The sequence below is a fragment of the Sphingobacterium corticibacterium genome, from assembly GCF_004208525.1.
Classification (GTDB): domain Bacteria; phylum Bacteroidota; class Bacteroidia; order Sphingobacteriales; family Sphingobacteriaceae; genus Sphingobacterium; species Sphingobacterium corticibacterium.
Genome location: NZ_SGIT01000001.1, coordinates 1,937,875 through 1,957,307, shown reverse-complemented (window position 1 = coordinate 1,957,307; position 19,433 = coordinate 1,937,875). Strand labels below are relative to the sequence as shown.

Genomic DNA, 19,433 nt, shown 5'->3' with positions numbered 1-19,433 from the left:
TGATTTCTATCCAAACTTAGGTAATTTTTTTATTCCGATAACAATTTCTCCATAATTTCCGTACTGATGAGATTCACACTTTCAGCAGCATTAGATAAAATAACGACTACTGTTTTGGTGTCTGGAGAGAGGCCGATAAAGGAACTGCTGCCAGCTGTTTCTCCCGTGTGATGAAAATAGATAATACCGTCGAGCATATTCATATGCCAAGCCAAACCAATATCCATATTATCGGGCGTGAAAAACGTAAATTGTCTTGTCAAGGCCATCGCATTCTGTAATTCGTTTTCCGGCATTTTAAATTGTTCGACAGCAAATAGCATAAGATCTTTTATATTGGATTTTAGACCGCCTGCACCCAGCATCGCTTTCCAACGCCACAACGGCGTTATGTTTCCTTGTTTATCTAATCCGGGAAGCACTGCCTGTTGTTTTTGGTCATTTGGCGTATCTACCGTGTTATGAAGCTGTAAAGGTGTGAGAATGGTTTCCTGTAAACACTGTATGTACGGTTTCTTATTTATAATTGCGATTAGTTCACCCAGTAGGCCATAGCCTAGATTGCTGTATTCATATTCATCTCCTGGTTCGCGGGAAGCCTTGTAATGCTGGAGAAAATTGAAAAGGGCTTTTTGATCATAAGCCGCAAATGGATCTTTTTCGTCAAATCCTGCAATGCGATCCCAGTTGCCTGCCATGCGGGGAAGACCTGAAGTATGGTTAGCTAAGCTTTTAAACGTAATCCCTTTAAGCGCCGGATTGGAAGCCACGGAATCTGGTAGAAATGTTGTTATAGGATCATCTAGCTGAATAACGTCTTTTGTAACGAGATCAGCAAGCAATGTCGCTGTGAATACTTTGGTAATTGATCCAATTTCGTACAGTGTATTTTCAGCGGGAAGTGTGTTATTTCCTTTCTCCGTTTCTCCATACAGAAATGTTTTGTATTTATTTCGATGGAAAATCGCTACCGCTAAAGACTGCGTATTGCCCTTTTTAATATAGCTGTTGGCGACAGAGTCTATATAGAAATCTAGCGGTGTTTCTGTTTCTACCTGACTGATTACTTCTTCCTTTTCTGGCTTTTCAACTTCTTTGCTGTTGTTGTCGGCAGCGGTAAAAGCCAAAGTGGTATAGCGATATGTACTGTCTACGGCCAGTTTAGCGAGCAATTGTCGCGCATCGGCAAAATATACGCGATAAGTAGCGGTCTGGCCTTGAAAATCTTCTACTTCTACATCTGTTATTCTACCCAGCTGGTAAAGGTTTTGCAAGACAAAGGAAAGCTGATCTTTAGATACATGCTCTTTAAAGCCCTCAGAAGCTAAATTGTATATAGAATCGGTCATCTGTGTGTTGATGAAAAATTCTATTTTATTGAAAACAGCTCGATTGACCTCTTCTGTTTTCGTTTGTCCAAATCCCGTCAGCGCAACGCACATCAACAGTAAGAAAAATAACTTGCGAATCATACCGCAAAACTACGCAAACAAATGTTTATAAGCCAATTATTTGTTTTAAACGCGCGTATCCCGATTTACTGATATTGATTTTTTCGCCTGTCAGCAAAGTGGCGATGTAACTTTCTTTTTCCATGGGTTCAATTTTGGCAAGTTGATCTACTTTAGCGATAAACGAACGATGTACCCGAACAAATTGCTTCGGATCTAGTTGTTTCTCGAACGAACTCATCGTTTTGTTTTTCAAGAACATACCGTCTTTTGTGTGGATTTTTACATAGTCATCATACGCTTCCAAAAAAAGAACTTGCTGCACGGGAATAATCTTAATCTGCGAGCCATTTTTAACCACAATACGTTCTAATGTTTCTTCCTCTCGAACGGCTTCCAGTTTTGCTGAAGTTTCCTTGGTTATGTTGCCCTGATGGTTGTTTCTGAATTTCGTTAATGCTTGTTCAAACCGGTTCTTGCTGATGGGTTTGAGGAGATAATCTATTGCGTTTTTCTCAAAAGCTTTGATCGCAAATTCATCAAAAGCAGTCGTAAAGATGACGTTCGGCATCTCGTCGAGGATTTCTAACATTTCAAACCCAGTCAGTTTTGGCATTTGGATATCTAGAAAAATGAGGTCAGGACGCATCTGTTGAATCATTTTTGCTCCCTCGAAACCATCTCCACATTCAGCAACTAATTCAATGTCCTCTTGTGGTTGTAAATATTCAGCGATAACCATCCGTGCTAAGGGCTCGTCGTCTATAATAATAGTCTTAATCATATTGTGGGATTTTTAAGGTAGAAGTAAATGTATTTTTATGAATAGAAGTTTCCAGTAAGTCTGTACGACTATATAGCAGGAACAGCCGGCGTTGAATACTGGAAAGTCCGAACCCAGTACCTTTTCGGCTTTCGAACTGATCAGCATCAAATGGATTGGTAATCGCGATATACAGCATGTAATCTTCTACACGGATATCGATGGTGATTTCAACTTCACCAATCACATTGTACAGGCCAAACTTAATGGCATTTTCCAGTAGCGGTTGGATAATCATGGAAGGAACCTTGACTTGATTTGCCTCCTCCTGTAAATGAAAAGTCGTCGTTAAGCGATGTCCGAACCGAACTTTTTCTATATCGAGATAGAGTCTTAAGTGCGCGATTTCATCCGTGAGTGGAATCAACTGTTTATCATCTTTCCGCATTGTTCCGCGTAAGAAATCGGAAAGTTGGAATGTCATATTGCGTGCTTCATCTGGCTTGATGCCGATGAGGGCAATGATAGAATTAAGACTGTTGAATAAAAAATGAGGCTGAAGCTGTTGGCGTAAATTATACAATTCTGCGTCTCGCAAAATACGTTCAGATTCCTCCTTTCGCTTTTTATTTTCTTCATATTCTTCCTGAATATTCCAAAAAACATTGATGATAGTTATGCACAGCAACAATAAGAAGTTGATGATAAAGCGGTAAGGCAAGATTTCGTAGAAATGGGTAAGCGAAATGTCGTCAAAAAATTGGTTTAGAAAGAATATGGACAACCCTATGCTAACGACCGTCAACGCCAGGCAAATCACGATAATTTTTACATATTGGTTTTTGCGTGGTAAATAGAATTGAAGTGTGCTATATATAAGATAACAACAAATCGTTATGGACAGTGCACCAACTAAAGGCTCATAAGGTGAGATTAGTTTCGGACTGAGGTCCCACCACAGTAAAAAATAAGAAACGGCAAAGTACAAGATGCAGATCGTCCATGCACTAACATGTATCAAACGGTTTTTTGTAGTTAGTTTGAAGGTCATCTTACATTAACTATTTTTTATCGTGATACTGCCAAATATGGATGTGCCCGTAATGTATAAGCACTTGTTCTGATCCTTTACATTCGTGAGTATAGCGCGGCGGTCGTCATTTTCACTCAAAATTGACGATGCTGTAGTTGCGACTATCCAGTGCGGCGGTACAATAATCTTTGTGCTGCCAAATAATTGAAATACATCTAGTGCAACAGGTTGTTTGATATCAGCTTGTAGCAAGTTGATTTCGGTACTGCCAAAAAGATTGGTCATGTTGCCGCCGAGAAAATTTTTGGAAAAAACAATTTTCTTGGCGTAGCCAAATATCGATTCTACCTTAATATAATTCTCACCTTCGTAGACATACCCCTTTTTCTCGCGTTGACGGTCTCCGTTATCTCCTTGGTTATCGGGCTGCTGAAACGGCGGAGCATAGGTCGTGGTCTCTGGTTCTGTATAGATGTCCACACGTTTATCCCAGTCAAATTCATCGACTTCCCAACTTCTGGACGGCTGAGGAGGAATGGGTGGAACAGGGGGAGTGGTAGATTGGTTACGGTTCCGCACAATAAAATAGATACCTATGGTAATAGCTACGATGGGGAAGACAACCCCCCAAAAAGGAAGATCAATTAATCTTTTGATGACAAATAGTCCCCCTATGGCAATTAATATGACGGAGGATTTGTTTTCAAACTTAGAGTTGATTCCGATCACGATCCCGATGATAATCAAAATCATCTCCCAACCAAAGATTTCTCTTACAAACGGCAAGCCTAGATCCAGATTGCGCATCAAGAGCGCCGCGCCCAAGAATACAATCGCAAACCCAACGATATTTGCGCTTTTATTGTTACCGCGAGGGGGAATAGGAGGTGGTGTTTTATGATCTCTTTCTCTTTCCATTACTACTACTGTTATATGTTTGATTCAAAAGTAATGCAATACTTAATAATACGTTAGCCAAAATAGGCAATACGATGCACTTTTTCGGTAAACACCGTACTTTTTTCGGCGAAACCTGCATGGATTACCAGAAGACGTATATAAAAATAAACGAACATTTTTTAATTAAATTTGGAAACATGAAATTAATTATTATATATTTATAGCGAAAAAGGATTTAAACTTAAATACTTACAATACTAATGGGAGATTTTGAAAACAAAGAGCGTGAAGAGGTATTTTCAAAAAAGGTGAGAGCGGGAAAGCGTACTTATTTTTTTGATGTAAAGGCAACTCGTTCTAACGATTACTATGTAACCATCACGGAAAGCAAAAAACGTTTTGAAGATGGACAATTTATTAAGCACAAGATTTTCTTGTACAAAGAAGATTTTGAAAAATTTGCTGAAGGATTGACAGACGTGGTGGACTATATTAAGGCTAACCAAGAAGTTGTTGAAAAACGCTATGAGCCAAATCAAGAGGACTCCGCCGAATATGCGCAGAAGGACGATTATTCGTTCTAACATATTTGAACTTAGAAAACATATGGAGCCACTATGAAGTGGCTTTTTTTATGATATTATTGTTAATTTCGTCGCTTATTAATGTCGATTATGCATAAAATTATCATTAATTCGCTCGTTGTAGTTGGGCTACTATTCACAGCTCCAGTGTGTGCCCAAAAGAAAGCATTGAATTTTGCGCAAGCGTGGGGTCAGGAAACATCGGTCACCAAACGGATCAACCAATATACCGGATGGGCAGACAACGATCATTATATCGAGCGTGATAGTAAAGATGGGCGGCTTTATCAAATACATGTGACAACGGGTAAGCGTACACCCTATACACCGCCTGTTAAATCGGATACGGAAGTGTTTGTTAAGAATAATGATGTTTATATCCGTTACGGAAATAGTCCGGATAGACGCTTGACACATTCCCCCGACGCGGAAGAAAAGAATCCCACGTTATCGCCAGATGGAGAATATGTAGCGTTTACACGCAATAACGATCTATATAGTGTGAAAGTAGACGATGGAAATGAAGTTCGTTATACGTCAGATGGTACAGATGTTATCTACAACGGTTGGTCTTCTTGGGTATATTATGAAGAAATTTTAGGACGTGCGACAAATTATAAAGCATTTTGGTGGTCACCAGATAGTAAACAATTAGCTTTTATGCGCTTTGATGACACGCAAGTGCCGATGTTTCCCATTTACGTTTCCGAAGGACAGCACGGTTATTTGGAAGAGACACGTTACCCCAAAGCAGGAGATCCGAATCCAGAAGTAAAAATAGGCTTTGTGAAAGTGGAAGGATCGCCGGTTGTTTGGGCAGACTTCAACGAGCAAGACGACCAATATTTTGGAGAGCCTTATTGGAGTTTTGATAGTCAATCCATTATGGTCCAGTGGATGAATCGGGACCAGACAAATCTGAAATTCTATTCGGTGAATCCAACTGATGGTCTGAAAGACGAGATATATAATGAAGAACAGCCGACTTGGATTAACCTGGATCACAGTGAGCGTATAACCTATTTGGCGGATAATAAACACTACATTCTGAAATCAGATCGTACAGGATGGGCACATTATTATCTCTATACATTGGATGGTAAGTTGGTTAATCCATTGACGTCAGGCGACTGGCAGGTGACATCATTAGCGCGCATAGACGAGAAACACAAAGTGGTGTACTTTACAGCTCGTAAGGAAAATTCCGCTACCGAAGACCTTTATCGCGTGGACTATTCCGGAAGAAGATTAAAACGCTTAACGTTTGGTGACTATACACATCAGGTAAAAGTTTCTCCGGATGGGAGGTATTTTATAACGGACTATTCCAATGTATCTACCCCCAATAAAATTGTATTGTTAGATAACAAGGGTAAGCTGGTAAAAGAATTGGCGGACAGTAAGTCAATTGACTTTGATCAGTACAATGTGGGCAAAACCGAATATTTTACGATCCCTTCGGACGACGGGAAATTTGATTTACCAGTTATTATAACCTATCCTGTAGATTTTGACGAAACGAAGAGGTATCCGGTAGTTATGAGTATCTATGGTGGGCCAGATGCTGGAACGGTGAAAAATACATGGAAAGGTACTTCGAGCCAATATTGGGCAAAAGAAGGCATTGTTCAGATTACCTGTGATCACCGTGCTTCCGGACATTTTGGTAAGCAAGGTGTTGCGTGGATGCATAGAAACTTGGGTAAATGGGAAATGGTAGACTATATTACCATAGCAAAATGGTTAAAAGCAAAGCCATGGGTAGCAGACGATAAGCTACTGATTACGGGACATAGTTACGGCGGTTATATGACCTGTCTAGCATTGACAAAAGGAGCAGCTTATTTTGATTATGGTATTGCAGGTGCACCTGTTATCAGTTGGGAGTTATACGATACCCACTACACCGAGCGATGGATGGATACACCGCAAGATAATCCGCAGGGATATCATGAGGGCTCGGTATTGAGCTATGTTAATCAATATAAAGGGAGACTTCGGATTATGCATGGCGATATCGATGATAATGTACATATGCAGAATACAATGCAGTTAGTGGACGCTTTGACAGATGGGGATGTTCCATTTGAACTAATGATTTACCCTGGTAGCCGTCATGGGTTTGCGCGTTCTAAAGCAGCGTATGATTTTAAAGAACGGGTTCGCTTTTATTATCAGTACCTGTTAGAGAAAACGGTGCCGGAAGATTTTAAATGAATGAAGCATCCTAGTTTTTTCTTTTAGTTATTATGCATTTATGTTTATTTCAAGAAGTATGCATGAACTCATTTAAAATTCGGTTCGTGAATGCAGGGCATTTTATTTAGGTTTGCATAATTATTTGTCAGCATGTTACAATATTTAAAGCAAAGCACATTTAAGGCAAACGAGGTTTTTATGAAAGCAATAGGTCTCTTGAAAAGCCATTACTTTTCAATTGCAGGACTTTGCTTTTTATTATTTATTACATCCAGCTTATCATCCTATTTGGCCTTTACATTGGCAGAGGCCAGTGGAGGTGTCGTGAAAGGATTGTTATGTTTTGTTTTTGTGACGTTGTTTTTCGGGACGCAATTGGTACTGATAAAAAGAGCTTTATTGCTTGCCCAAGGTGTTGAACACGCAGATTTCAAAGATTATATTCCATCGGCAAAACAGTTTGTGAATTTTCTGATGGGCTTTATACTCTATTCTTTTTTATTAGGGATCGTCTATCTGCTATCCTCCTTGTTGAGTTTTCCGTTACTGTATTTGGGAGCGGATATGGAAACATTGAGTATGGAAGTTAATCCGTTTCTAACGGGTTTGATTATGATGTTTGTATTGCTTCGCATTACTTTTTTTCCCTATTTTATCGTGGATAAAAAATATAATCTTTTTCGGGCCTGTCGTTTAAGTATAGCGCTGACCAAGGGTAATGTTCTGAACTTGTTGTTACTCCTGTTTGTGGTCGGAACAGCTTATATGCTTCAGGTCTCATTTGAGTATTTAGGTTACTTTATTATCGCGAAAATCTTTAGTGTGATCAATACGTTCGTGATTATACCGTCGGTTAGTCTGGTGATGGCAACGGCTTATCATAATATGATGAAAGATTACAAAGGAGGAGATGATCCACAATTATTAAAGAATATAATTTAAATAGGTATTTTGAAGAAGAAAAATATTGCCATATTAGGTTCTACGGGGAGTGTAGGTACGCAAGCTTTGGACGTAATAAGGGCATTACCGGAGGTGTTGGAGGTTTCGGTGTTGACTGCGAGTGCAAATGCTGATCTGTTGATTGCTCAAGCACAGGAGTTTAGACCAAAGGCGGTCGTGATTGTCTGCGAAGAAAAATATACACAGGTGAAAAGTGCGCTGGAAGGTTTCGGAATAACCGTGCTGTCCGGTGAAAAGGGTTTGGAAGAAGTCGTGCAGTTCGAGGAAATTGATATGGTCCTAAACGCCATTGTGGGGTCGGCGGGCCTACGTCCGACCGTTAAAGCGATAGAGCGGAGAAAAGATATTGCACTGGCAAATAAAGAAACTTTAGTAGTGGCAGGTGCTTTGATGATGGATTTGGTTCATCAATATGGCGTTGCCATGTTACCGGTAGATTCCGAACATTCGGCTATATTTCAATGTTTGGTAGGTGAGCAGGATAATCCGATAGAAAAAATATACCTGACTGCTTCCGGGGGGCCGTTTAGAGGAAAAGATCGTGATTTTTTGGCGACTGTTACGAAACAGCAGGCATTGAAACATCCTAACTGGGTGATGGGTGCTAAAATAACCATAGATTCTGCGTCTCTCATGAATAAAGGATTAGAGGTGATTGAAGCAAAGTGGCTTTTTAATCTGGCTGTAGAGCAGATTGATGTGATTGTTCATCCACAGTCGATCATCCATTCGGCGGTGCAGTTTCAGGACGGCTCCATGAAAGCGCAGATGGGGGTGCCAGATATGAAACTGCCGATTCAGCATGCATTGACCTATCCGTATCGTCAATCAAATTCATTCGAACGATTTGATTTCATGAAGTATACTTCTTTGACTTTCGAGGAGGCGGATAAAGATACTTTTCGTAATTTGGAACTCGCATATCAATCCCTGAGAGATGGTGGAGATCGGCCTTGTGTATTGAATGCCGCGAATGAAGTTGCAGTGGCTGCGTTCTTGGCAGATGAAATCTCTTTTTTAGGGATGAGTGATTTGATTGAAGCGACAATGTGTCAGCAAAAAATGGTCAAAAACCCTTCTTTGGAGGATTTGTTAGCCATAGATAAGGAGACAAGGATTGTGGCACGAAGTTTAGCAAAATAAGAAATAAGAAGATTAATTTAATAAATGGGAACATTGATAATGATTGGACAGGTTATTTTAGGCCTGTCGATTTTGATAATATTGCACGAGCTGGGACACTTTCTGGCTGCGAGAGCATTCGGTATTAAAGTAGAAAAATTTTACCTTTTCTTTGATGCATGGGGTGCCAAACTTTTTAAGTTTAATTATAAAGGCTGTGAGTACGGGATTGGTTGGCTACCGTTGGGTGGATACGTGAAGATTGCGGGTATGATTGACGAATCCATGGATACCGAGCAGCTGAAACAAGAACCCCAACCCTGGGAGTTTCGTTCTAAACCTGCGTGGCAACGTCTTATTGTGATGTTGGGCGGGATCATTGTTAACGTCATTGTGGGAATCGTTGTTTTTTGGATGTTAGCGTTTAGTTATGGAGAGAGCGATATTGATAACAGCAAATTAGCTTATGGCGTGGTTCCGGGTATTATCGGTAAGGAAGTAGGCATTGAGCCTGGAGATAAGGTTTTAATGGTCAATGGCAAACCTGCAGTAGCCTTCAATACCGATGTATTGGGAGCAGATGTCATGATGGGCGGAGCCGTTCTTACAATAGAGAGACAGGGTGAACAGCAAGAAATAAACGTGCCTACTGATATTTTGAATAAGGTCGCTGATCATAAAGCATTTGAATTTGCACAGCCTCGCCGTAAAATGAGAAGTGTAGGCGAAGTCCAGAAAGGTTCGGAGGCCGAGCGTATGCAGTTTCAGGTAGGGGATAGTATTCTGGCTGTCAATGGCATCCCAACGGTGTTTTTTGATCAGTTTTCGGACGAAATTAAAAAGAATGTCGATAAGCCGATAAACGTCAGCGTTATGCGAGATGGTCAGGAATTGAGTTTGGCCGGTCGGGTAGATTCTACTGCCACGGTTGGTGTCTCCTTAACGATGGAAGATCTACCCGTTACTGCACATACATACGGTTTCTTAGAGTCTTTGCCGATTGGCACAAAGCGAGCTTTTGAAGTGATTACGGTTAATATCAAGGGATTCGGTAAGATTTTTAAAGGCGATGTACGTGCGGATAAAGCCTTGTCAGGGCCTGTGGGCATCGCAAAGATGTTTGGGACGGAAGTCAATTGGCTACGCTTTTGGAGCTTAGTGGGGATGCTTTCCATGGCATTGGCATTTATGAACCTTCTCCCGATACCTGCATTGGATGGTGGACATGTATTGTTTTTGTTGGTAGAGATGATCCAAGGTAAACCACTAAGTGACAATTTCCTCGAGAAAGCCCAAATGGTTGGTTTCTTCATCTTAATTGCACTGATGCTATTTACCCTTGGGAATGATATTATAAAATGGTAGTCTCGTTAAGCTATGGATGGAAAAACAAGAGCGAATATCAAGCCGGGTATGCTGGTGAATATTGTGTTGAAAAAAGATCAACGTACGGGTAGATTGACAGAAGGTATTGTAAAGGATTTGCTTACTTCGGCACCTTTTCATCATCGAGGTATTAAGGTACGATTGGATGATGGTCAGATTGGCCGGGTACAAGAGATATTGGAAGAGTTATAATTTATATCTCATCATTTGTGAAAGAACGTTTTATTTGTTACCTTTGTCTCCCGTGAAAAATCAGGTAACATGTCTCGTCGCAATATCGCAAAGTTTCAATGTTTACATTGATTCACTACATATTTGATTTATTTTTAGCCCGTTTGGGCTTTTTTTATGTCTATAGCTACAAGAAAAAGATTACAGGAAATATTTAAATAGAGGAATAAGCGAATGACCAACTACAGTAAACTACCAGCCATTTTGGTGCTTGAAGATGGAACGGTTTATCACGGTAAGGCAGCCGGAAAAATCGGTACAACGACAGGCGAGATCTGTTTTAATACAGGTACGACCGGTTACCAGGAAATCTTTACAGATCCATCCTACTACGGGCAGATCATGGTAACGACCAATGCGCATATTGGTAATTACGGAATCGACGAGGACGATACAGAATCTGAAAAAATTCAAATTGCCGGTTTGGTCTGCAAAAACTATAATATCAATTATAGCCGTCAGATGGCAGACAGATCTATTCAAACCTATTTTGAAGAAGAAAATTTAGTTGGCATATCGGATATTGATACCCGTTCATTAGTGCGTCACATACGAAACAAAGGTGCGATGAATGCCATTATATCATCGGAAACGTTGGATGTCGCCGAATTGAAGGCCAAGCTCGCACAAGTGCCGTCTATGGAGGGTTTAGAGTTATCTTCTGTCGTATCGACTAAAGAACCTTATTTTTACGGAGAAGAAGGTGCTCCTACCCGTATAGCCGTATTAGATTTAGGAATCAAAAAGAATATTTTACGCAACTTTGATGCACGCCAAGTCTATGCTAAAGTATTTCCAGCCAAGACTACCTTTAAAGAAATGGAGGAATGGAATCCCGACGGATATTTTATATCCAACGGTCCTGGTGATCCGGCAGCAATAGATTATGCGATAGAGACGATCAAAGAGATTGTAGCCGCAGACAAGCCGATGTTTGGTATATGTTTGGGGCATCAGATGCTAGCCTTGGCACACGGAATCCGTACAGAAAAAATGCATAATGGACATCGCGGTATAAATCATCCGGTAAAAAATATAATTGCAAATCGGTGTGAGATTACCTCACAAAACCACGGATTTAGTGTCGTAGCGGAAGATCTGGAGAAGTCAGATAAAGTAGAGGTGACGCACATCAACTTAAATGATAATTCGATTGAGGGAATCCGATTAAAAGGAAAGAAAGCCTTCTCCGTACAGTATCACCCGGAATCATCGCCAGGTCCTCACGACTCACGCTACCTGTTTGATGATTTCATTGCTATGGTGAAAGCATGATACAAATAGAGATACATACAATTTGGCTATGCTAATTATAAATAGTATTTTAGTGTGTTTTATACACTAAGATTGAAAACGAAACTAATATAAGACAATAAAAAAATGAGTTTAATAATTGATGTTCATGCGCGTCAGATTCTGGATTCGCGCGGAAACCCGACAGTTGAAGTAGATGTAACTACACAAAATGGTTTTGTTGGTCGTGCAGCTGTACCTTCTGGTGCTTCTACAGGTGTGCACGAAGCCGTTGAATTGCGTGATGGAGATAAAACAAGATATCTAGGTAAAGGTGTTTTGAAAGCGGTAGAAAATGTAAATACAAAAATCGCCGATGCACTTAAAGGTGTTGATGTGTTCGAGCAGAATACTATTGACAAGATCATGATCGACTTAGATGGGTTAGAGAATAAAGGTAATTTGGGTGCTAACGCTATACTCGGTGTGTCGTTGGCGGTTGCTAAAGCAGCTGCACAAGAATCTCACCAACCATTATATCGTTATATTGGAGGTGTAAACGCGAATACATTGCCTATTCCGATGATGAATATAGTTAACGGTGGCTCTCATTCGGATGCACCCATCGCTTTTCAAGAATTTATGGTGATGCCTGTTGGTGCACCTTCCTTCTCAGAAGCGCTACGTTGGGGAACAGAGGTTTTTCATAGCTTAAAGAAGATTTTACATGATCGTAATCTTTCTACAGCGGTCGGAGATGAAGGTGGATTCGCACCGACATTTGATGGTACGGAAGATGCTATTGAAACGATCTTAAAAGCAATCGAAACAGCGGGTTATAAACCTGGTACTGATATTTGCTTAGCGTTAGACTGTGCTTCTTCAGAGTTTTATGTAGATGGAAAATACGACTACACGAAATTTGAAGGCGCAAACGGTGCCGTTCGGACTTCAGAAGAACAAGCCGCTTATTTAGAAGAATTAACACAAAAATACCCGATCATCTCTATCGAAGATGGTATGCAGGAAGACGACTGGGCAGGCTGGAAATTGTTAACCGATAAAATTGGTAGCCGCGTACAACTAGTTGGTGACGATTTATTTGTAACGAATACCAAACGTCTGCAACAAGGTATTGATAACCATACCGCAAATTCTATTTTGGTAAAAGTTAATCAAATTGGTTCGTTAACGGAAACCATCAATGCTGTTTCGTTGGCACAAAACTCTGATTACACTTCGGTGATGTCTCACCGTTCAGGAGAAACAGAAGATTCTACTATTGCCGATCTAGCTGTCGCATTGAATTGTGGACAGATTAAAACGGGTTCAGCATCGCGTTCTGACCGTATGGCGAAATACAATCAGTTATTGCGCATTGAAGAAGAATTAGGCGATAACGCACGTTTTATCGGTAAGAGCTTTAGATACGCAATCAAATAATAAAAACAAGGGGAAGTAAAAGCTTCCCCTTGTTTTTATTACCTAATTTGTGTTATCTTTATGGCAGGATTTTTAAACTTTGCCTTTATGAAGCGGTTCCTTGCTTTGATTCAGAATAAATACCTTATCGCAGGTGTAGCGTTTTTTATTTGGATGTGTTTTTTTGATCGATACGATTTCAGCACACAATTTGCCTATCAACAAGAAAAAAATAAATTAGAACGCGAAAGAGAATTCTACGAATCTGAAATTACCCGGATAGAGCAAGCCATAGAAGATGTACAGTACAGTCCTCGTGAAATTCAACGTATTGCCAGAGAACGTTACAAAATGAAAAAGGATAACGAAGATATTTACGTCATCCAGCATGTTGAACCGAAACAATAAACTTAAACCTAAAACTTCAAATGTTTAACGGTTAACCCATTATTGATGAGCTGCTTTAAAGCGTCTATTCCGATTTTTAAATGGGTTTCCACATATTTCTCCGTTACCGTTAGATCACTTTCCGCCGTTTTTACACCATCCGGTACCATAGGCTGATCGGAAACTAGTAGGAGAGCCCCGGTTGGAATTTTATTGGCGAACCCCACACTAAATATGGTAGCTGTTTCCATGTCAACGGCCATTGCCCGTATGCTCTTCAGGTATTTTTTAAATGCTTTATCGTGTTCCCACACGCGCCTATTGGTCGTATAAACCGTACCTGTCCAATAATCCAACGAGTAATCCCGGATTGTTGTCGAAATTGCTTTTTGTAAAGCAAAGGCGGGGAGTGACGGAACTTCAGGCGGGAAATAGTCATTGGATGTACCTTCACCCCTCACCGCGGCGATAGGTAAAATAAGTTCTCCAACAGGAATTTTCTTTTTTAATCCACCTGTTTTGCCCAAGAACAAAACGGCTTGCGGAGCAATGGCAGATAGAAGATCCATCGCTGTCGCTGCCATCGGGCTTCCCATGCCGAAATTGATCATGGTTATGCCACCTGCCGTACAGGCTTGCATGGCTTTATCCTCGCCGTAGATAGGCGCATTGTCGTGCATCTCGGAAAACATTTTGACGTATTTTGAAAAATTCGTCAACAATACGTACGGCTCAAATTCTTCCAGTGGGCATCCCGTATAGCGGGGCAACCAATTCGTCACAATATCCTCTTTCGTACTTAATCCGGGTGTAACCGGCGTCTCTACTGTTTTCTTCTTCTTCGTCATAAGCACTTTTTGATTAGTAAAACAATGGTTTCAAAATACAAAAATCCCCCAACATTGTTGAGGGATTTTTCATTAAAATAAATGCTGGACGCCCCTGCATGCAGATTGTATTTTAAGCGACATGCAATTTTTTTATGTCTGATTTTGCAAACTTCTGCTTCGCATAATCTAGCGTTATATGCAAGACTTTTGCATTATCCTCCTCTTTACTTGTCGGTAGTTCAAACATGGCATCAAGCATGATGGCCTCACAAATACTACGTAAGCCCCGGGCACCTAATTTGAATTCCCATGCTTTGTCTACAATAAAATCATAAACATCTTTATCAAACACCAATTCAATATCTTCGTACTGGAATAACTTTACATATTGCTTGATCAAGGAATTTTTGGGCTCTGTTAGGATACTTAATAAGGTCTCTTTATCCAACGGATTCAAATACGTTAATACGGGCAAACGACCAATTAGTTCCGGAATAAGTCCGAAGTTCTTTAAGTCTAGTGGCGTAATATATTTATACAGATTGTTAAGGTCCACATCCTGTTCTTCCTCCTTCATTTTATAGCCAACTGTTTGTGTGCGCAAGCGATTGGCTATCTTCTTTTGAATGCCGTCGAATGCTCCTCCACACAGGAAGAGAATATTGCTGGTATTCACGGAAATCATTTTCTGGTCGGGGTGTTTACGACCCCCTTGTGGTGGTACATTTACGTTTGTACCCTCTAGAATTTTCAATAACGCTTGTTGTACACCCTCGCCTGATACATCTCTTGTAATGGAAGGATTGTCACTCTTCCGGGCGATTTTATCGATCTCATCGATATAGATGATACCTCTTTCAGCCGCCGCAACATCGTAATCCGCAGCTTGCAATAAGCGGGTTAAAATACTTTCCACATCCTCCCCTACGTAACCCGCTTCTGTCAAAACAGTAGCATCCACAATACAGAAAGGAACGTTTAATATCTTTGCAACAGTTTTTGCCAACAAGGTTTTTCCTGTTCCAGTTTCTCCCACGATAATAAGATTTGATTTTTCGATTTCAATCTCATCTTTATCTACCTTTTGGTTCAACCGTTTATAATGGTTATATACCGCTACGGAAATCACTTTTTTAGCATCGTCCTGACCGATTACATATTGGTCAAGATGTTGCTTTATCTCTGTTGGACGGACTAATTTTAAGGTTGTTTGCAACGATTTGCTTTTTCGTTGTTTCAGCTCTTCGGCCAAAATCTCACCGGCCTGTGTCACGCAGCGATCACAAATATGAGCCCCATCACCCGCAATAAGCATCTGGGCATCATTTTTACTGATGCCGCAAAAGGAGCAACGGACGTCTCTATTATTAATCTTACTCATTGATTAATTGTTATTTAACTTCTTTTTTGGGTAATAATACCTCATCAATCATACCAAACTCTTTCGCTTCCAATGCTTTCATCCAATAATCACGATCGGATGACTTTTCTACCCACTCGTAGGATTGACCTGAATGTTCGGAAATGATGGTGTATAATTCTTCTTTTAATTTCAACATTTCGCGCAGATTGATCTCCATATCGGACGCCACACCCTGTGCACCACCAGATGGTTGGTGAATCATGACACGTGCGTGTTTTAAAGCCGCACGTTTACCTTTCGCGCCGGCAACTAGCAATACAGCGCCCATGGAAGCCGCCATTCCGGTACAGATCGTAGCAACATCCGGTGCAATATATTGCATGGTGTCATAAATACCTAATCCAGCGTATACGCTTCCGCCAGGCGAGTTAATATAGATTTGAATATCGCGTTGGGCATCGGTAGACTGTAAAAACAACAACTGTGCTTGTACGATATTCGCCACTTGGTCATTGATTGCATCCCCTAGAAAAATAATACGGTCCATCATCAAGCGTGAAAATACATCCATCTGTGCAACATTTAACTGGCGCTCCTCAATGATGTAAGGGGTGAGGTTTGTTGGCATGTTTTGTTGTACACGAGAAATAAAACCATCTACATGTTGACTTCCGATACGATGATGCTTGATAGCATATTTTCTAAATTCGTTTTTATCTATATTCATGCTGTTCTGTTTTTTTCTATTTTCCAAAGACTAATATAAAATTATAATTTCAATATGTGTTACAAATTTAGAACCGAATTGTAATTTGGCAGTTCGGATAAAAACTCGAACCGATTTTCTTCGAAATGTATACGGCAATAATAGTGGTTTAAGCCATTGCTAACCACGAGTAACGGTATTTTATGGACACTGTTGTAGTTGGCAATTTGCTGGAACACTTTTTCGGTAATTTTGACAGTAGGCGATTTAAACTCTGCCAAAAGTATTTTTTTTCCGCTGTTGTTAAACACCAGCAAATCACTTCGTTTTCGCAACGTATTCAATTTCAGTCCTCCTTCGATATGCATCAACGATTTTGGGTAGCCTTTGTGTTTATGGAGATAATGTACCCAATGCTGCCTTACCCATTCCTCCGGTGTGAGTACCAAATCCTTTTTTCGCAGCTCGTCAAAAATAAACAGCTTGTCTAGCTTTTGTGTTATTTTAGAAGAATATGGGGGTAAATTCAACGGAATCGGCTCAAACATACACAAAAGTAAAAATTTAAAACCGTATTTTCGCAAGGTATGAATGCAAATACAATCCTCTCCGATATAAAAAAAAGAAAATACAGTCCCGTATACCTCCTTCATGGAGACGAATCTTATTATATTGATTTGATAAGCGATGCGTTGGAAGAACAGGTACTGAATGATGCCCAAAAAGGTTTCGATCAAACCATCTTGTATGGAAAAGATACCAGCATGGTGAATATCGTCAATGCGGCAAAGCGTTATCCGATGATGAGTGATCATCAGTTGATTATTATCAAAGAGGCGCAGGACCTAAAATGGAAAACCGAAGAAGAATTATTACTCAAATACCTTGAAAATCTAACACCTACTACCATATTGGTATTTGCATACAAGTATAGTAAATTCGATAAACGGAAGAAAATCTACAAGGCTTTTGAAAAAAGCGGCATCGTCCTCGAATCCGCTAAGCTTTATGAGAACAAGATAGGGGAGTGGGTTACAGCGCAATTTCACAGCGTTCAACGGCAAATTCATCCGCAAGCAGCTGCTATGATGACCGAATACCTGGGGACGGATTTGTCTAAAATCGCCAATGAAATCAATAAGCTGATTTTAAACGTTCCGCAAGAGCAAGAGATCCAACCCTTACATATCGAACAGAATATAGGCATCAGTAAAGATTTTAATGTCTTCGAACTGCAATCCGCTCTAGCTAGGCGCAATGTGGTGAAAGCGATGCAAATTGTCGACTATTTCGCGGCAAATCCGAAATCGAATCCATTACCGGTCGTTATCGGTAATTTGGGTAATTATTTTACAAAGATTCTAAAATATCACTATCTACCCGACAAATCTCCGCAGGTTGCTGCAAAACAACTTGGTGTACATACCTTCTTTTTAAAGGAATATGAGATGGCTGCACGAAACTTCAATCGGAAAAAGACGTTTGAAGTCATCCATTATTTAAGTACGTATGACTTAAAAACAAAAGGTCTCGATATAGGGCCTTTTACCGAAAATGGAGAAATTATCCGCGAGCTGGTATTTAAGATTTTGCATTAGCGTCAACATCGTCGTCATCTTTCGGTAGCTCTTCCGATTCATGGATTTCCTTGTATTTCATCGTAATAGTCTCCGGGACGGTCTCGGTGTCAACTTCCATTTCGACCGCTACCTTTTTCGAACTCTTAGGTTTTCTGACAACTCCCCATTTCATGAGTAAAATCTGTGTCGAGTTTCTTTTGAGGTGTTCTTTTTCGGGTTCGCCAATGAGGAAGCCAAAGGCTTCCATAGACGGAATAGCGTCGAAAAGGACTTTAATAGTGGCCGTTAACGGCAGCGCGAGTATTAAACCGGAGAGTCCGAATAACATACCCCCTAAAAGGATAGCGATAATCGCCATGAGCGGATTGATGCTAACTTTACTACCTACAATATTAGGTGTGATAATGTTTCCTTCCAAAAACTGTACAACTTGAAACCAGGCGACAACCCCGATAGCATACCAAGCACTGTCTTTTACAGCTAAAGCAAACAAGGCTGGTAAAATAGAGCCGATGGCAATTCCGATATAAGGAAGAAGCATCAACAATGAGGCTAGCGTGCCAAAAAACCAAGCGTACTCGATTCCCATAACCATCAACCCAACGGTATTCAGCACAGCCACAATACCCATCACCGTTATCAACCCTAACAGGTAACTTTGTACGACATCATATATTTTGTTCAGTGTAGTGTCCACCTTAGTGTGCGGAACACTTTTGAATGCCCTAAAAAAGAATTCTCGAAAAAAAACGCGATAGTACAATAGAAAAAAACTAAACAACGGTACCAAAACAACGCCCGCAACCATGTTACCAATTGACCCGAAGGTCGCCGTAACTACGCTGCCCGCGTTGGAAGCCATCTTATTCCCTTGGTCCCGCAGTTGATTCATAATCTCGCTGCGCTCAATGCCGAAACTTTGTTCAACCCAAGCTTGTGCACGTTCTAGTACCGAGACGACCTTCGCGGTTATAGCAGAGGCATCTTTACCGATAATAATACTTTGATGGACGATAAACCAACCAATTGCCCAAATGATCGCGATAGCGATAAGTACGGAAAGTATAGCGGCAAACGCTTTGCCCAAGCGAAGACGTTCAAAGAAACGGGCTAGTGGGAACAAGGAAATCGATATCAGAATAGAAAACAGCAAAGGCACGAGGACACTTTGCGTCACGTACATGAAAGCCAGCAAAAGTGCCATAGCGATCAGGCTCGATGCTAAGTCGAGCGAATAGGGGTATTTTTTTGAATTATTGTCCATGTTACGGCTTCTTAAT

Annotated in this window: 19 protein-coding genes; 10 read left to right on the top strand and 9 right to left on the bottom strand. The window is 40.5% G+C overall.

Going from position 1 to position 19,433, the window contains the following annotated elements; translation table 11 throughout:
* Positions 1-29 precede the first annotated feature (29 nt).
* From EWE74_RS08480 to EWE74_RS08465, 4 genes are read right to left on the bottom strand one after another with little or no spacing between them, the layout of a single operon-like run.
* Positions 30-1,472 (bottom strand): serine hydrolase domain-containing protein, encoded by a 1,443-nt coding sequence (locus EWE74_RS08480; RefSeq protein ID WP_130141032.1) that lies wholly within the window; start codon positions 1,470-1,472, stop codon positions 30-32.
* A 25-nt stretch (positions 1,473-1,497) separates the two neighbouring features.
* Complete coding sequence (locus EWE74_RS08475; RefSeq protein ID WP_130141031.1) at positions 1,498-2,235, bottom strand: LytR/AlgR family response regulator transcription factor; 738 nt, start codon at positions 2,233-2,235, stop codon at positions 1,498-1,500.
* On the bottom strand, positions 2,228-3,265 hold the full coding sequence (locus EWE74_RS08470; protein WP_130141030.1) for a sensor histidine kinase: 1,038 nt from the start codon (positions 3,263-3,265) through the stop codon (positions 2,228-2,230). Before EWE74_RS08470 ends, EWE74_RS08475 begins: the two co-directional genes overlap by 8 nt.
* Positions 3,266-3,271: 6 nt before the next feature.
* Positions 3,272-4,165, bottom strand: coding sequence for a LiaF transmembrane domain-containing protein (locus tag EWE74_RS08465; protein ID WP_130141029.1), 894 nt, complete (start codon positions 4,163-4,165; stop codon positions 3,272-3,274).
* A gap of 242 nt (positions 4,166-4,407) precedes the next feature.
* On the opposite strand from EWE74_RS08465, the gene EWE74_RS08460 reads away from it, so the two are divergent.
* From EWE74_RS08460 to EWE74_RS08420, 9 genes are all read left to right on the top strand, one after another.
* Positions 4,408-4,731, top strand: coding sequence for a DUF3276 family protein (locus EWE74_RS08460; protein ID WP_130141028.1), 324 nt, complete (start codon positions 4,408-4,410; stop codon positions 4,729-4,731).
* 90 nt (positions 4,732-4,821) lie between these two features.
* On the top strand, positions 4,822-6,948 hold the full coding sequence (locus EWE74_RS08455) for a S9 family peptidase (protein WP_130141027.1): 2,127 nt from the start codon (positions 4,822-4,824) through the stop codon (positions 6,946-6,948).
* 180 nt (positions 6,949-7,128) lie between these two features.
* Complete coding sequence (locus EWE74_RS08450) at positions 7,129-7,872, top strand: hypothetical protein (protein WP_130141026.1); 744 nt, start codon at positions 7,129-7,131, stop codon at positions 7,870-7,872.
* 9 nt (positions 7,873-7,881) lie between these two features.
* The gene (dxr, locus tag EWE74_RS08445) at positions 7,882-9,036 is read left to right on the top strand and encodes a 1-deoxy-D-xylulose-5-phosphate reductoisomerase (RefSeq protein WP_130141025.1); all 1,155 of its coding nucleotides are present in this window, start codon (positions 7,882-7,884) and stop codon (positions 9,034-9,036) included.
* A 24-nt stretch (positions 9,037-9,060) separates the two neighbouring features.
* Positions 9,061-10,380 carry an RIP metalloprotease RseP gene (gene rseP, locus EWE74_RS08440; protein WP_130141024.1) on the top strand — a complete coding sequence of 440 codons (1,320 nt, stop codon included), beginning with the start codon at positions 9,061-9,063 and terminating at the stop codon, positions 10,378-10,380.
* Positions 10,381-10,392: 12 nt separating this feature from the next.
* Positions 10,393-10,593, top strand: a complete 201-nt coding sequence (locus EWE74_RS08435; protein WP_130141023.1) for a YwbE family protein — start codon at positions 10,393-10,395, stop codon at positions 10,591-10,593.
* Between the two features lie 213 nt (positions 10,594-10,806).
* Positions 10,807-11,907, top strand: a complete 1,101-nt coding sequence (gene carA, locus EWE74_RS08430; protein WP_130141022.1) for a glutamine-hydrolyzing carbamoyl-phosphate synthase small subunit — start codon at positions 10,807-10,809, stop codon at positions 11,905-11,907.
* Between the two features lie 105 nt (positions 11,908-12,012).
* Positions 12,013-13,308 carry a phosphopyruvate hydratase gene (gene eno / locus EWE74_RS08425; RefSeq protein ID WP_130141021.1) on the top strand — a complete coding sequence of 432 codons (1,296 nt, stop codon included), beginning with the start codon at positions 12,013-12,015 and terminating at the stop codon, positions 13,306-13,308.
* Positions 13,309-13,395: 87 nt separating this feature from the next.
* Entirely contained in the window at positions 13,396-13,695 is a 300-nt protein-coding gene (locus EWE74_RS08420; RefSeq protein WP_130141020.1) for an FtsB family cell division protein, read from the top strand.
* Between the two features lie 8 nt (positions 13,696-13,703).
* Here EWE74_RS08420 and EWE74_RS08415 read toward each other — a convergent pair whose 3' ends face one another.
* The 4 genes from EWE74_RS08415 to EWE74_RS08400 form a co-directional block, all read right to left on the bottom strand.
* Complete coding sequence (locus EWE74_RS08415; RefSeq protein WP_130141019.1) at positions 13,704-14,522, bottom strand: AMP nucleosidase; 819 nt, start codon at positions 14,520-14,522, stop codon at positions 13,704-13,706.
* Positions 14,523-14,634: 112 nt separating this feature from the next.
* The gene (gene clpX, locus EWE74_RS08410; RefSeq protein ID WP_130141018.1) at positions 14,635-15,885 is read right to left on the bottom strand and encodes an ATP-dependent Clp protease ATP-binding subunit ClpX; all 1,251 of its coding nucleotides are present in this window, start codon (positions 15,883-15,885) and stop codon (positions 14,635-14,637) included.
* 10 nt (positions 15,886-15,895) lie between these two features.
* On the bottom strand, positions 15,896-16,594 hold the full coding sequence (clpP, locus tag EWE74_RS08405) for an ATP-dependent Clp endopeptidase proteolytic subunit ClpP (RefSeq protein ID WP_130141017.1): 699 nt from the start codon (positions 16,592-16,594) through the stop codon (positions 15,896-15,898).
* A gap of 59 nt (positions 16,595-16,653) precedes the next feature.
* The gene (locus EWE74_RS08400; protein WP_130141016.1) at positions 16,654-17,121 is read right to left on the bottom strand and encodes a type I restriction enzyme HsdR N-terminal domain-containing protein; all 468 of its coding nucleotides are present in this window, start codon (positions 17,119-17,121) and stop codon (positions 16,654-16,656) included.
* A 39-nt stretch (positions 17,122-17,160) separates the two neighbouring features.
* Between EWE74_RS08400 and holA the strand changes: the two genes are divergently transcribed.
* Positions 17,161-18,171 (top strand): DNA polymerase III subunit delta, encoded by a 1,011-nt coding sequence (holA, locus tag EWE74_RS08395; protein WP_130141015.1) that lies wholly within the window; start codon positions 17,161-17,163, stop codon positions 18,169-18,171.
* Here holA and EWE74_RS08390 read toward each other — a convergent pair.
* The gene (locus tag EWE74_RS08390; protein WP_130141014.1) at positions 18,155-19,417 is read right to left on the bottom strand and encodes an AI-2E family transporter; all 1,263 of its coding nucleotides are present in this window, start codon (positions 19,415-19,417) and stop codon (positions 18,155-18,157) included. The two genes, holA and EWE74_RS08390, sit on opposite strands and share 17 nt — an antisense overlap.
* Between the last annotated feature and the right edge of the window lie 16 nt (positions 19,418-19,433).

Bases quoted from the DNA above. Each gene is read 5' to 3' on its own strand.
- EWE74_RS08400 (WP_130141016.1), bottom strand. From the start codon at position 17,121: ATGTTTGAGCCGATTCCGTTGAATTTACCCCCATATTCTTCTAAAATA.
- EWE74_RS08435 (WP_130141023.1), top strand. From the start codon at position 10,393: ATGGATGGAAAAACAAGAGCGAATATCAAGCCGGGTATGCTGGTGAAT.
- rseP (WP_130141024.1), top strand. From the start codon at position 9,061: ATGGGAACATTGATAATGATTGGACAGGTTATTTTAGGCCTGTCGATT.
- EWE74_RS08465 (WP_130141029.1), bottom strand. From the start codon at position 4,165: ATGGAAAGAGAAAGAGATCATAAAACACCACCTCCTATTCCCCCTCGC.
- clpP (WP_130141017.1), bottom strand. From the start codon at position 16,594: ATGAATATAGATAAAAACGAATTTAGAAAATATGCTATCAAGCATCAT.
- eno (WP_130141021.1), top strand. From the start codon at position 12,013: ATGAGTTTAATAATTGATGTTCATGCGCGTCAGATTCTGGATTCGCGC.
- EWE74_RS08415 (WP_130141019.1), bottom strand. From the start codon at position 14,522: ATGACGAAGAAGAAGAAAACAGTAGAGACGCCGGTTACACCCGGATTA.
- EWE74_RS08480 (WP_130141032.1), bottom strand. From the start codon at position 1,472: ATGATTCGCAAGTTATTTTTCTTACTGTTGATGTGCGTTGCGCTGACG.
- clpX (WP_130141018.1), bottom strand. From the start codon at position 15,885: ATGAGTAAGATTAATAATAGAGACGTCCGTTGCTCCTTTTGCGGCATC.
- EWE74_RS08470 (WP_130141030.1), bottom strand. From the start codon at position 3,265: ATGACCTTCAAACTAACTACAAAAAACCGTTTGATACATGTTAGTGCA.
- EWE74_RS08420 (WP_130141020.1), top strand. From the start codon at position 13,396: ATGAAGCGGTTCCTTGCTTTGATTCAGAATAAATACCTTATCGCAGGT.
- EWE74_RS08390 (WP_130141014.1), bottom strand. From the start codon at position 19,417: ATGGACAATAATTCAAAAAAATACCCCTATTCGCTCGACTTAGCATCG.
- carA (WP_130141022.1), top strand. From the start codon at position 10,807: ATGACCAACTACAGTAAACTACCAGCCATTTTGGTGCTTGAAGATGGA.
- EWE74_RS08455 (WP_130141027.1), top strand. From the start codon at position 4,822: ATGCATAAAATTATCATTAATTCGCTCGTTGTAGTTGGGCTACTATTC.
- EWE74_RS08460 (WP_130141028.1), top strand. From the start codon at position 4,408: ATGGGAGATTTTGAAAACAAAGAGCGTGAAGAGGTATTTTCAAAAAAG.
- EWE74_RS08450 (WP_130141026.1), top strand. From the start codon at position 7,129: ATGAAAGCAATAGGTCTCTTGAAAAGCCATTACTTTTCAATTGCAGGA.
- holA (WP_130141015.1), top strand. From the start codon at position 17,161: ATGAATGCAAATACAATCCTCTCCGATATAAAAAAAAGAAAATACAGT.
- EWE74_RS08475 (WP_130141031.1), bottom strand. From the start codon at position 2,235: ATGATTAAGACTATTATTATAGACGACGAGCCCTTAGCACGGATGGTT.